The sequence below is a fragment of the Wenyingzhuangia fucanilytica genome (assembly GCF_001697185.1).
Lineage (GTDB): Bacteria > Bacteroidota > Bacteroidia > Flavobacteriales > Flavobacteriaceae > Wenyingzhuangia > Wenyingzhuangia fucanilytica.
The window spans coordinates 2,778,448-2,792,252 of sequence record NZ_CP014224.1 but is presented as its reverse complement, the minus strand read 5'-3'; the positions used below and the strand labels follow the sequence as shown (position 1 = coordinate 2,792,252).

Genomic DNA, 13,805 nt, shown 5'->3' with positions numbered 1-13,805 from the left:
TACAGCTAGACCATATAAATGTTAACAAAATTATTGACCATTGAAAAATGATGGTGTTATATTTGTTTTTAAAAAAAAGGTTAATGAAAAAGAAGCAGGTATTAATTGATTTAGAAAGATTGAGGTATCCTAATTCAGGTATAGCGAATGTTTTTAAAAATTTAGCGCTTGGGTTTTCTAATTTACCTATCTTAAATAATATTGATATTTCTCTATACGGTCCTAAGGAAGCTATAGAAACTTTAGGAACTAAATTTGCCATTAAGCAAAGAAAACCACTTCATAAATTTAGACCTTTTTCCACTTTTAAATACGATCTTCTTCATACAAGTCATCAATTATCGTCTTATTTTCACCAAAAAAGAATAGGTCAGAAAAAAGTGGTAACACTTCATGATTTAAATTTTATTCACGAAGATGTTTCAACCAAAAAAGAGAAAAAAGGTTTAAAAAGAGTTGAGAAGAATATTCGTAATGCCGATGTTATTGTATGTATATCGGAATTTGCAAAACAAGACTTAATTAACAATCTAAACTTATTTAGGTTTTGTAAAAAACCTGAAATTAAAGTTATATATAACGGAATTAAGTTTCCTGATACTACATTTAATTATGATTTAGGCGAATACCAATATTTAAAAAACAAAAAATATATTTTAAATATTGGGGTAATTTTTCCAAAAAAAAATCAGCTTTCTTTGGTTAAAATGTTGCCTTTTATAGAAGAAGATTTGGTTTTGGTTTACTCAAGTGAAATCCCAGCCTATTTAAAGGAAATACAAGACGAGATAGAGCGTTTAGGGATGCAAGATCGAGTGCATTTTTGTAACAATATCACCGAAGAAGAAAAATGGGCATTAATTCAGAACTGCGAATCTATGTGCCATCCTTCAATTGCAGAAGGGTTTGGAATTCCTCCTATTGAAGCAATGAGTTTTGGAAAACCTGTTTTTTTAAGTGATAGAACTAGTTTGCCAGAAGTAGGTGGTGATGTTGCTTTTTATTTTGAAAACTTTGAAACGAATTATATGGTCTCAACCTACAAGAATGGGATGGAAGAATTTTATAAAAATGAATTAGTGTTCAAAGCTAAATTATTAGAAAGAGCAGCAAAGTTTGATTTTTCAGTAATGACTAAAAATTATCTTTCCGTTTATGAAAGTTTACTTTTTTAGATATTGAAAAAGTTATTTAGTTTTTGATGTACATACTTTAAACTTAAACTGCTGTTAAAAAATGTAATTGCATTTGAAGCTTGTTGATTGTAAAAATCTTTATTAGCCAATAATGTATGGATATAATTTGCAAATTCTTTATGGTTATTAGTTGTTAAACATCCATTGTTAATTTTGTTTAATAAACCATCAATTCCACGTTCATTACAGACCACAGGAGTTCCGTATGATAAAGACTCCACAACTTTTATTTTTAAACCAGTACCACTAAGCATTGGACACATGGTGATTTTACTTTGTTTGTAAAATTCTGATAAATCTTCAACTCTTTCAAGCTTAGTAACATTATCGTAGTTCTCAATAAAATTGATAATTCTACCAACAATAGTAATTTTGATATCTTTTTTTAATAAAGGGTAAACGTCTTTAAAAAACCATTTAATAGAGGCTACATTGTGTGGGTTAGGACTAGCAACATAAAAAATATCGATAGATGGGTTTTCAGATTTTAGTTGATGTTTGTCATCAATCCCATGTGGAATTAATTCAATGTTTTTATGTGGTAAAAACTGATTAAAAATAAATTTTTCTTCTACAGATATAGCCCATATTGCATCAAATTGATTTAATAGTTTTAGTTCAGTTTTAAAAACAGTTCCTATGTCTTTACATTTTTTATGATCTTTAAATTGAGCCGTAAAAAAATCATGAGTATCCACAATGGTTTTGGCTCCTTTTAAAAGTTTTTTATTGTTTATTAATGGTGCAAAAAGAACATAAGAAATTAGTATATAATCATATTGGTTATTACGTAGAATATCTTCAAAGTCTTTTTGTTGACCTACACCTAAACGAGTGAATAAACCTGTTTTGTGTTTTATTTTATTAAGAATTGAATGTGCAAACAAATAACGAAGACCACTTTTTTTCCTCTTTCTTATTAGCTGTGCTTTTTTTACCAGTTTAGAGTTTTGAAACTCTAAAAGATCTTCTTTAGAAAAGATAGCACTTTCTTCGCCTACAAAATCTATTTCAAAATTATTTGCTTTAAAATAATGCAACAATGCATTTACTCTAGCATTATTTCCTTGATTAATATCTAAAGGATTGTCTGGATAAAAGAATAATATTTTTAGCATTTGATTTTCTTTTTATACCAATATTTTATTTTAATAAAAATGTTTTTCTCTAATTTCTTAATTTTCCTTTCTAGAGTTTGATTTTCTAGATTAATATTTAGAATTTCTTCACTCAAATTAAAATACTCAGTATCTTTAGATGTTTTAAGATTTTTAGAGATTAAAACTAATCTTTCTTTCATTAATTGTCCAATAGTAGAGAAAGAATATTTATTTCTGATCAATTCTTCTCCTCTTTGAGCAAGACCTGAATATTGATTATAGTTTGTTACAATTTGTAGTAACTTTTTACTTACAAAATTAATATCTGGATTTGCATAGATATACCCCTTTTTGGTTAGCCCATAATCTTTTTCACTAGCTATAAGTTCGTAGGGTACCAAAATGCTGTTGTTTATGTTCATATATTCAAGATTTCCAGAGTATCCAGTTGCTATAACAAGTTTTCCATATGACATTGCTTCTGCCATTGTTAAGCCAAACCCTTCTGATCTGTGTAATGAAACATAGCAATTTGCATTTTGAATAAGATTTTGTAATTCGTCTTTACTAATTTTTTTATTGATTAAAATAATATTAGTGTGTTTATTAGCGATGTCTAAAAACATTTTTTTAGCATCTGAAAACTGATCTAAATTATGAGTTTTGATAATTAATACAACATCATTATTGTTCTCAAAACTAGAAATAAAAGCATTTATAGTAGCAAAAGGATTTTTACGATCTATAGAACTAACCGAATCAAATATGGTTAGAAAAACAAATTTATCGGAAATATGAGCCTGCAGTTCCTCTAGTTCATTACTTTTTAGTAAAGTTGGTGTTGCTAATGCATGTGGAATTTTTACAACAGGAATAGAAGCTATTTTGTTAAATGCATTTACACAGAAATCGCTTGGTACCCATATTTCATCAAACAGAGAAATATATTGTTCTATTTCAATTGGTGGTTCAGAAAATTCCCAAGCCCAGTAGGCTATATTATATTTTTCTTTAAATGGTTGAGTACCGATATCTTGAATGAACTTTTCAATGAAATTAATATTAATATGAAATAGGTTTATAGAAGCATCATTATTAGATGGGTTAGGAAAATCTCGATAAGTGTTTGTAGAATGATCATAATTAAAACTATGAACGTTTACTTTTAAGTTGTTTTCTAATAACGCATCAATATTTGATCTAGCAGATTCACTAAGACCAGAAAACTCATTTAAATATCCATATACATTTATGCTAATATCTTTTTCCTTTGTCATTTTTTAACTTTTAGTCAGTTGTAAGAGAGTATGTTATTTTAAAAGTTCTTTAAGTTCACTTGTTTTAATAACCTCCCAGCTTTTATGACATCCAAATGCATTAGGATTATAAACACCTTCTGTTGCAAATTCTAAAGCTGTTTCATAAGAGGGAATATTAAAATTTTGTTGCTTTAGAATTTGAGCTAAGTATAAATCTTCTGGAACAAAAGTCTCGCGAGGAATTTTTTGTTCTAAAATAGTTAACATAGCTTTTTTTGAACGGATGCTTAAACCACCATTTCCAACTTCAGCCTTATAGTTTAGGTGTTCTTTTTTCTTCCAAGGAGCACCAATATAGTCATATTGTAAAAACGCTGTATCAAGTGGTTTAAAAGTAATTACATCTGTTTGAAAAACAAGAATGAGTTCACTATTTATGTTTTTATAAAAATCTTCGGATAGCATAATTTTATTATATCCTTCAATATCTATATTTTCTATATTTAAATTAATAAACTTTATGTTTTCATGTTCTTTTAAACAATCCTTTACAAATTTTTCGTTCTCAGTACCATGGTAAACATGTAAACAAACGTTTAAATGTTGTGTGTTTAAGAGCATGTTTTCTACGACTACTTTAAAGTGAGGGTGTTTTCTAGCCTCTACTATAACAGCAGTTAAATTAGACTCCTTTGCAATTTTTAATACAGGGCTACCTTGTTTTTTAGGGAGTACATTTTCTAAATAATGGTTCCAATAAGAGAGCCTTTCTTCTTTTTTAATAGAGTCAATATATTCAATTTCTTTAATGATTTGTGTTTTATCTAGTTTGTTGTTAATTATGCTCTTACGAATATTATTTATTTCGGATGTAGATAAGGGTTCAAACGAATATCTTTTACACCACTTATTTAATTTATTTAAGATAAGCGGAAGCTTTGTGTAAAATAAAAGACATCTCAGTGTTGGGTTTTTTTCTAAGAACAATTGTCTTTTTATGGTTTGAATATCTTTTTTAAAATTTAGTTTGTGATCAATCCAATAAAACCAAGGGTTTCCTCTTCGTAAATCTCCTTTTAAATATTCTAGTTTGTCAAAATTTAATTTCCAAACAGCGTAATTAAAGCTTAATTGATCTCTTCTGCTTTTGTTTTTTACAAAACTCCACCATAATTCCATCAAGTTGATTACCTCTTCATTAAAATGTTTTCTGATCAAAACAGCAGCAAAAATTAATCCATTGTTTTCTGGATAATTTTCTGATTTAAAAAAATCAATTTGATTTTGCATTACTTCAATAGAGTCTCTAAAGACTCTTTTTTCTTTAGCAAGATTTATCAAAGTTTGATGTTCTTTATAAATACAATCTTTTGGGTCAAATACAGTTTGGTTATGATCAAAGCAAACCATTGAGTTTTTCGTTAGTTTTTCTAAAACCATAGAAACAAAATCACCAATAATAAGATAATTGGCATCTATATAAACACTAATGTCATATCCTTTTAAATGCTTGTGTGGTAATATTTTGTAATATCGATTAGACCTAGTATTATCATTAGGAACAGGAGGCGTTACTTTTATAATTTTCCAAGATTTAGAAGTGATATCTTGGTCAGTATAACAAAGGTATTCAACTCCTTTTATTTTTGGTTGTTCAATAATACCACTGTAGTTTCCAAAAAGGGCGGTGTATACTACGATTTTGTTTTTCATGAAATATTACTTAACAGTTAAATGAGATTAGTTTCTATAATAGACCAGTTAAAATTCAAGAATTTTCGACTATGTTCAGAAAACGGAGTTTTATTTTTGATGGCTTGCCTTTTTTTTTCAAGAAGCTTTAAATTAACAGATGTATCTCTCTTAAGTTTATGTTGATTATGCATTAGTGTTTCAATAGTTACGGCTTCTTTTTTATAGACTTTAGTTTTTGTTTTTAGAAACTTCTGTAGTTCTGTAAAATAAATATCTTCATATCCATAATTCCCACAAAATTCTTCATCTACTCCTAAAGACTTGTAATAAGTATGTTTTGAGCAAAAAAATGTATTCGGGTGTGGTTTTATCTTGTCACCTTTAAATACCCTTTTAAAAGTATATAATTCATTCGGAATTCTTTTGTTAATTAGGTCTTTTAAGATGTTTTCTGAAAATGTAATATCTAAATCAGTTAAAATTAGTTTAGGTGAACTAGCTAATGTTACTCCTAAATTTCTTGCCCCACCTTGATTCCACATAATATCATCAGTAATTCTTACAAGGGTGTAATTAATGTTTTTGTTTTTTATTTCTAGAGGAATTGGAGAACAATCGTCAATAAAAATAAAGTGAATTTTATTTAAAACTTGTTTGTCATATTCACTATACAAGTCTATTTTGTTTTCTAAATCAAAATTGTTTTTGTTGCCCTTGTATATAGGAATAATATATGAAATATCTATTTTGTTTAAGCCCATACTTAGCTTGGTTTCAATCTTAAAATAAAAAATATTAAAATTTTGCTATTTTCTTAAATTTACTTACAATTAAGTTAATAATTGATGGAGATACAGGAGCTAAATAACGATTCAAATTTTCTTCTATTATTTTGATATCAAATTCAGGATGGTTTTTAAGAATTACTTCTTTATACGTATCCAAATTGTCCAGGTTATAGTTATTTCTGGTGAAAAGAGTTCTCTTTATAAAAGGGAATCCTTTGTGTATCATTTTATCCCAGTCTTTGGTAGGGTCATGTAAAAAACTGCCGGGAGTTTCAACAAAATAAGTGTTGTAATTAAAGCCAGCGTTTTTAAGATTAGTTGTTAATCCGTGTTCATATTTTATTATAATATTTCTTCTTACAGATTGTTTTTTAATACTTAAAATGAAATCTTTAAACACTTTTGAGGTAAAGGTGTCTTTATTTAAAGCAACAAAATAACTTTGTATATGTGGAGATAAGTCTATGGTATTATGACTAAAACCCCAATAATCTAATTTTTTAGACTCCATTTCTAAAAAAATAGGTTCCAACTCATAAAAAGGTCCGTAACAAGAATCGTTAGCTAAAATTAGCCAATCGTAATTTTTTAAAAGATCTCTATGACTTGCCTCTATAAAAGCTTTTTTATGTGAACCAAAATCATATTGACCATGTTTTTTATTAATGCTAAATAGAACGAGATTCTCAACTTTATTTAATTCATGAGGAGGCAGTTTACAATCTGTGGAAAAAATAATATCAGAGACTTTGTTCAGTTCTGTTAAATAATGAATTACATAGTCATCAATTTGATTTTCTGGATCAAAAAAAGAGAAGAAGGTTAATCTATTTTTATTCAAAGCTTAAGTTTTGTAAGCAAAGATAGGTTAATTTTATTTTTTTAAAGGGAGCTTGGTTTTTTATAAAACTGTTCATTATAGTAGTTTTAATGAAGTTCGATAGCTAATTGTTTATAGTTTTTTTGGCTATGGTTGTTTTGAAACATAAATGTTTAACTGACATTCAGATATGAAGACATATACAACGCTAAGTTGGATAATTAGTAAACATGCATTTTAACGGGTAGATAGTCTTAGTGTCTTTAGAGTTGAATTGTAAAGAAAAACAATAGTTAGATTTACTTCCAAAATTTTAAACGGCTAGTTAAAGATTGTTTTTTTTCAGGTTTTATTAATAGGGTGTCTAAGTGTCTTGAAGTCCAATAACCTACAGGCTTTCTTTTAGCATCTTTAAATTCTTTATCAAAAATATTTTCAAAGAATAATAATAATTTTTTGTTTTGATTTTCATGAAAAGTTTCTTCAAAAAAGAGGCTTTTTGCGGATTGAAGCATTTTTAGGTATTTAGTTTTATCGTTGTCAATTTCTTTTACTTTTTCAACAACATGGTCAAAAGATTCATAATCATGACAGTTGATAAAACCATCTGGATCAATTTCTTTTGTTACATTGGGGTTTCCCCAATAAATTGGAATTGATTTGGCTTGAAATGAAGAAATTATTTTTTCAGTGGTATAACCTTTCATTAGTGAGTTTTCTAGAGATAATGAAAACTTGTATTCAGATTTGATATCGATACTGCCTTGGTACCAATTTCCATTTCTAGGTTCAATGTCAATATTAGTGTTTTTTAGGTGAGCTCCTAGTGAATCTACTTTTTTGTATTTGTTTAACATATGAAAAAGTAAATCTCTATTTGGGTGTGCATCAGGATTTCCATAGATAAAATTACAGAACTTTCTACCAAAAGGTTTTTGGATGTTATTAACGAACTTTCCTCTAGCCATTGTGTTACCTAGTGGTAACCATCTAAAATATCGATCATCATAATTAAATTCATCAAATCCTAAGGCATAATCAAAAAAATTAAAGTCAGGAAAAATCGCTTCCCCTGGTATATAAATTGAAATTTTATCAGTTATTTCAGTTCTATAGGAATATGGATCAAAGGATCCAACAAACACATAGGGAGCATCTTTTGAAATTTTAACATGATAGCTCCTACTGAGTAAACTGACAATCCAGTTATCTTCCTTGTTTAATGATAAATCAAATCCTAAAAAATCAATGTATATTGTCTTCATTGTGTTAATTTTGTGCGTTAAATTGCCCATTACTTAAATATATTTTGAGAATAGAAATATGTAGTTTAGCAGATTGTGAATTGTTCTTTTATTTTAAGGTCGCTAAATACCTTTCAAATAGAATATTTTATGTAAACAACTAAATATATTTTCGTGACGGTTCGTAAATTTATGCAATAGCAAATTTATACAAAATAGAAACAAGAGAAGAGAACTGTCTTTAATAAAAGACGTTTAATTATAAAAATGAAAATGAAAAAAGCATTAATTACAGGGATCAATGGTCAAGACGGTTCTTATTTAGCAGAATTATTAATAGAAAAAGGATATGAGGTTCATGGAGTTATACGTAGAGCTTCTTCTTTTAATACCTCACGTATTGAGCATTTATATATAGATGAGCTTATTGAAGATTTACATAAAGATCGAAAAGTGAATTTACATTATGGGGACATGACAGATGCAACGAACTTAATTAGATTGATACAAGAGATACAGCCAGACGAAATATATAATTTAGCAGCTCAGTCTCATGTTAAAGTGTCTTTTGATTTGCCGGAATATACAGCCCAAACAGATGCGGTAGGTACTTTACGTTTGTTAGAAGCCTTGCGTATTTGTGGATTGATAGACAAAACAAGAATCTATCAAGCGTCAACGTCAGAGTTGTATGGTAAAGTTCAAGAAGTTCCACAGAAAGAAACCACTCCTTTTTACCCAAGATCTCCTTATGGTGTGGCTAAAATGTATGCGTATTGGATTACCAAAAATTATAGAGAGTCGTATGGTTTGTACGCCGTAAATGGTATTTTGTTTAATCACGAATCAGAACGAAGAGGAGAGACTTTTGTCACAAGAAAAATTACTTTAGGAGCTTCACGAATTAAACATGGTTTGCAAGAAAAATTATATTTAGGAAATTTAAATTCTTTACGTGATTGGGGATATGCCAAAGATTATGTAGAATGTATGTGGTTGATGTTACAACAAGATACTCCTGAAGATTATGTAGTTGCTACAGGGATTCAACACTCTGTTAGAACTTTTTGTGAGTTAGCCTTTAGAGAAGCTGGAATAGAATTAATTTGGGAAGGAATAGAAGAGAATGAAAAAGGAATCTGTAAAGAAACTGGAAAAGTATTAATAGAGGTAGATCCAGAATATTATAGACCTGCAGAGGTAGAGACTTTGTTAGGGGATCCCACAAAAGCACATACTCAATTAGGATGGAACCCAAGTAGAACTTCTATTGATGACTTGGTTAAAATAATGATGAAACACGATTTAGAATTTGTTGTTCGTTTTCAGCAAAAATAATGTAAAAAAGTATGAAGGTTTTAGTTACAGGAGGTAGTGGTATGGTTGGTAAAAACCTAATTACTAGTTCTAAATTTTCCTCGTTTCAAATTTTAGCTCCTACGAGTTCTGAATTAAATTTAAAAGAGTTAGGTCTTGTGGATATGTATCTTAAAAAACATCGGCCAGATGTTATCGTACATGCGGCAGGTTTAGTAGGAGGTATTCAGGCAAATATGGAGAATCCAGTAGGGTTTTTAGTAGATAATTTAGACATGGGGAAGAATATAATTTTGTCTGCAAAAAAGCATGGAGTTAAGAATCTAATCAATTTAGCGAGTTCTTGTATGTATCCTCGTAATGCAGAAAACCCATTAAAAGAAAGCTTAATTTTACAAGGAGAATTAGAGCCGACAAATGAAGGGTATGCGCTGGCTAAAATTATTTGTACACGTTTATGTGAGTACATAACAAATGCAAAAGAAGGGTTTACTTATAAAACCATAATTCCTTGTAATTTATATGGGAAGTATGATAAGTTTGATCCTCAAAAATCTCATATGATTCCAGCAGTCATAAGAAAAATTGTAGAGGCCAAACAAAAAGGGAGGTCAACCGTAGAAATTTGGGGAGATGGATTGGCAAAACGTGAGTTTATGTATGTTGAGGACCTAGTTGATTTTATTCATTATGCTTTGAGTAAGTTAACAGAGATGCCTCAGAATATTAACGTAGGTCTTGGTTATGATTATTCTATCAATGAATATTACCAAGCAATAGCCAATGTAATTGGTTATAAAGGTCGTTTCACACATGATTTAACGAAGCCTGTTGGAATGAAACAAAAAGTAATTGATACAAAACTGTTGAATGAGTTTGGATGGAAGTCTAAAACAAGTTTAGAAGACGGAATAACAAAAACGTTACAGTACTATAAAACATTATCAAATGATTAAATATTCATTAGCATCATCAACTTGGGATGATAAGGAGATAAAAGCGATCAATAAGGTGATTGATTCAGATATGTACACCATGGGGAAAGGAGTGCAAAAGTTTGAAGAAGAATTTGCTGAATTTGTAAATTCTAAATACGCAGTGATGGTGAATTCAGGGTCTTCTGCAAATTTAATTGCCATTGCAGCTTTGTTCTATACCAAAGAGAATAAATTAAAAAGAGGAGATGAGGTTATTGTGCCTGCTGTCTCTTGGTCTACAACTTACTTTCCTTTATACCAGTATGGTTTAAAACTAAAATTTGTAGATGTAGACATCAATACTTTGAATTATGATTTAGATAAGTTAGAAGAAGCGGTAAGTAGTGAAACAAAGTTGATCGTGGCTGTAAATTTGTTAGGGAATCCAAATGATTTTGATCGAATTAATAAATTAACAACAGCAAATAACATCATCGTTTTTGAAGATAACTGTGAGTCAATGGGAGCTGAATTCAAAGGGAAACAAACAGGGACTTTTGGTTTGTTAGGTAGTTATTCTACTTTTTTTTCACATCATATGGCAACTATGGAAGGTGGTCTTATTGTTACGGATAATGAAGAGTTGTATCATATCATGTTAAGTTTACGTACACATGGATGGACTCGTAACTTGCCAAAGGAAAATACATTGGTAGAAAAGAGTGATGATTGGTTCGAGGAGTCTTTTAAATTTATTTTACCTGGATATAATGTAAGACCTATTGAAATGAGTGGTGTTATAGGTAGTGAGCAACTAAAAAAACTTCCTTCTTTTTTAGCACAGAGAAGAAAGAATGCAGCTTTGTTTGTTTCTTTATTTCAAGATCACAAAGATTTTTTAATACAACAAGATATTGATAATAGTAGTTGGTTTGGATTTAGTTTAATTATTAAACCGGAATCTAAATTAAAACGTACTGATGTTATCAATTTATTAACTGAAAATCATATTGATTCACGTCCGATAGTAACAGGAGATTTTACTAAAAACAAGGTGTTGGAGTATTTTGATTATGAAATATTTGGGGAGATGAAAAATGCTAAATATTTAGATGTAAATGGTTTCTTTGTGGGGAATCATCAAGTTGATCTTACTCAAGAAATTAATAAGTTGCATCGTGTCATAGGAACACTATAAGTGTCCTATCATAAATTAAAAAATCCTTAACTTTATTTTGTTAAGGATTTTTTCTTCATAGAACAAAGAAATTTCTTTCTTGAGAATAGTCATATGCTCGAGGTATGAGTTCAGAAAAATGAATTATTTTTGGCAACCAAATGAAGAACAGTTTAAAACATAATAAAACCATCCTCTACCCAACAGACACTGTTTGGGGTATTGGTTGCGATGCTACTTCTGAGCAAGCGGTGGCAAAAATATATAGCATTAAGCAAAGAGAAGAAACTAAAAGTTTGGTGATTTTAGTTTCTTCTTTAGAAATGTTAAAACAATATGTTGCTGAGGTTCCCAAAAAAGCTTTAGAAATATTAGAAAAAGCTACAAATCCAACAACTATTGTATACGATCATCCTATTGGAATTGCTAAAAACGCTATTGGAAAAGACAATACCATTGCTATTAGAATTGCTTCTGATGAGTTTTGTAAAAAAATGATTGCTGATTTTGGAAAACCTATAGTGTCAACCTCGGCAAATATTAGTGGAGAACCTACTCCAAAACAGTTTTCTGAAATAAGTCCAGCAATTTTGAAGGCAGTAGATTATGTAGTAGATTTGCACCACGATAAAATTTGTGAAAAATCTTCGACAATTATCAAAGTCACAAATCAAAATCAGGTAACCGTAATACGTCCTTAATGCAAATTCTAGAGAACTATAAATCTGCCATTCAGCATCCCGTTTTTGAATACATCACCAAGGCTGCAAAACAATTAGAAGTAGATGCTTTTGTGATTGGTGGTTTTGTACGCGATTTTATTTTACAAAGAGGAACAGCAAAAGACATTGATGTGGTTGCCATTGGGAGCGGAATTGATTTGGCTTTAAAGGTTGCCGATTTATTACCTAATAAACCAAAAGTACAGGTTTTTAAAACTTATGGTACGGCTATGTTGCGTTATCAAGACATAGAAATTGAGTTTGTGGGAGCTAGAAAAGAATCTTATACAGAAGATAGTAGAAATCCAGAAGTAGAAGAGGGAACTTTACAAGATGATCAAAATCGTAGAGATTTTACCATCAATGCTTTGGCAATTTCTTTAAACCAAAATTCTTTGGGTGATTTGTTAGATCCTTTTGGAGGTATTGATGATTTAAAATCTAAAATAATTCGTACACCTTTAGATCCAGATATCACTTATTCTGATGATCCGTTAAGAATGATGCGTGCCATTAGGTTTGCCACACAATTAAATTTTGAGATTGAAAAAGAATCTTTGTCGGCTATTTCTAAAAATGCCGAAAGATTAAAAATTATTACTCGAGAAAGAGTAATGGTTGAGGTTAACAAAATTTTAGAATCTCCAGTGCCATCTGTTGGATTTTTACATTTAGAAGAAACAGGATTGCTACATCAAATTTTACCAGAATTAACAGCCTTAAAAGGTGTGCAAGAGGTAGAGGGGCAAAAGCATAAAGATAATTTTTATCACACTTTAGAGGTGGTTGATAATATTTCTGAAAACACAGAAGATGTTTGGTTGCGTTGGGCTGCTTTGTTGCACGATATTGGAAAAGCTCCTACCAAACGTTTTTCTAAAAAAGTAGGATGGACTTTTCATAATCACGAGTTTGTAGGGTCTAAAATGGTATTTAAATTGTTTAAACGATTAAAATTACCATTAAATAATAAGATGAAGTTTGTTCAAAAAATGGTTTTATTAAGTTCAAGACCTATTGTATTGGCTTCTGATGTTACCGATTCAGCAGTTAGAAGATTGGTTTTTGATGCTGGTGACGATATAGAAAGTTTAATGACTTTGTGTGAGGCTGATATAACTACAAAAAATCCTAATAAGTTTAAACGTTATCACAACAACTTCAGGTTGGTTAGAGAAAAAATTAAAGAAGTTGAAGAACGTGATAAGGTTCGTAATTTTGAGCCTCCTATTTCTGGAGAAATTATCATGAAAACTTTTAATTTAAAACCTTGTAGAGAAATAGGTCAAATTAAAGACTTTATTAAAGAAGCTATTTTAGATGGAAAAATTTCAAATGATTATGATGAAGCTTATCAACTAATGCTAAAAAGGGGAGAAGCTTTAGGGTTAAAAGCATAAAATAAATTTTAAAAATAAAAAAAGCCGAAGAGAAATCTTCGGCTTTTTTGTTTCTGTATAAATAATTACAACTTAAAATCTTGATGATTATTGAGGATTTCATAATTAATTATCTAATTTATTGTAGATTCTTTTGTTTGATTGTTTTATAATTGATATATTTGGTAAAC

The 13,805-nt window shown here is 29.5% G+C and carries 12 protein-coding genes; 6 read left to right on the top strand and 6 right to left on the bottom strand.

Translation table 11 applies throughout. The annotated features are described in order from the left end of the window. The first annotated feature begins 83 nt into the window (after positions 1 to 83). Positions 84 to 1,175, top strand: a complete 1,092-nt coding sequence (locus AXE80_RS11305) for a glycosyltransferase family 4 protein (RefSeq protein ID WP_068827379.1) — start codon at positions 84 to 86, stop codon at positions 1,173 to 1,175. Here the strand turns inward: AXE80_RS11305 and AXE80_RS11300 are convergent. From AXE80_RS11300 to AXE80_RS11275, 6 genes are all read right to left on the bottom strand, one after another. Next, positions 1,172 to 2,314, bottom strand: coding sequence for a glycosyltransferase (locus tag AXE80_RS11300; protein WP_068827377.1), 1,143 nt, complete (start codon positions 2,312 to 2,314; stop codon positions 1,172 to 1,174). The genes AXE80_RS11305 and AXE80_RS11300 overlap by 4 nt on opposite strands. Further along, on the bottom strand, positions 2,308 to 3,573 hold the full coding sequence (locus AXE80_RS11295; protein WP_068827375.1) for a glycosyltransferase: 1,266 nt from the start codon (positions 3,571 to 3,573) through the stop codon (positions 2,308 to 2,310). Before AXE80_RS11295 ends, AXE80_RS11300 begins: the two co-directional genes overlap by 7 nt. A 33-nt stretch (positions 3,574 to 3,606) precedes the next feature. Continuing rightward, a complete protein-coding gene (locus AXE80_RS11290; RefSeq protein WP_068827373.1) occupies positions 3,607 to 5,268 on the bottom strand; it encodes a DUF5672 family protein in 1,662 nt (553 codons plus the stop codon). Between the two features lie 17 nt (positions 5,269 to 5,285). Next, a complete protein-coding gene (locus AXE80_RS11285) occupies positions 5,286 to 6,011 on the bottom strand; it encodes a glycosyltransferase family 2 protein (RefSeq protein ID WP_068827371.1) in 726 nt (241 codons plus the stop codon). A gap of 34 nt (positions 6,012 to 6,045) precedes the next feature. Next, the gene (locus tag AXE80_RS11280) at positions 6,046 to 6,879 is read right to left on the bottom strand and encodes a rhamnan synthesis F family protein (RefSeq protein ID WP_068827369.1); all 834 of its coding nucleotides are present in this window, start codon (positions 6,877 to 6,879) and stop codon (positions 6,046 to 6,048) included. A gap of 278 nt (positions 6,880 to 7,157) precedes the next feature. Beyond that, on the bottom strand, positions 7,158 to 8,123 hold the full coding sequence (locus tag AXE80_RS11275; RefSeq protein ID WP_068827368.1) for a glycosyltransferase family 10 domain-containing protein: 966 nt from the start codon (positions 8,121 to 8,123) through the stop codon (positions 7,158 to 7,160). 252 nt (positions 8,124 to 8,375) lie between these two features. On the opposite strand from AXE80_RS11275, the gene gmd reads away from it, so the two are divergent. The 5 genes from gmd to AXE80_RS11250 all read left to right on the top strand — a co-directional run bounded on the left by gmd (position 8,376) and on the right by AXE80_RS11250 (position 13,635). Further along, positions 8,376 to 9,440: a GDP-mannose 4,6-dehydratase gene (gmd, locus tag AXE80_RS11270; protein ID WP_206208125.1), complete on the top strand. Its 1,065-nt coding sequence runs from the start codon at positions 8,376 to 8,378 to the stop codon at positions 9,438 to 9,440. Positions 9,441 to 9,451: 11 nt separating this feature from the next. Next, positions 9,452 to 10,375 carry a GDP-L-fucose synthase family protein gene (locus AXE80_RS11265; protein ID WP_068827361.1) on the top strand — a complete coding sequence of 308 codons (924 nt, stop codon included), beginning with the start codon at positions 9,452 to 9,454 and terminating at the stop codon, positions 10,373 to 10,375. Beyond that, entirely contained in the window at positions 10,368 to 11,534 is a 1,167-nt protein-coding gene (locus tag AXE80_RS11260; protein ID WP_068827359.1) for a DegT/DnrJ/EryC1/StrS family aminotransferase, read from the top strand. The genes AXE80_RS11265 and AXE80_RS11260 overlap by 8 nt, the downstream gene beginning before the upstream one ends. Positions 11,535 to 11,674: 140 nt before the next feature. Continuing rightward, positions 11,675 to 12,214 carry an L-threonylcarbamoyladenylate synthase gene (locus AXE80_RS11255; RefSeq protein WP_068827350.1) on the top strand — a complete coding sequence of 180 codons (540 nt, stop codon included), beginning with the start codon at positions 11,675 to 11,677 and terminating at the stop codon, positions 12,212 to 12,214. After that, a complete protein-coding gene (locus tag AXE80_RS11250; RefSeq protein ID WP_068827347.1) occupies positions 12,214 to 13,635 on the top strand; it encodes a CCA tRNA nucleotidyltransferase in 1,422 nt (473 codons plus the stop codon). Before AXE80_RS11255 ends, AXE80_RS11250 begins: the two co-directional genes overlap by 1 nt. The last annotated feature ends 170 nt before the right edge of the window (positions 13,636 to 13,805 follow it).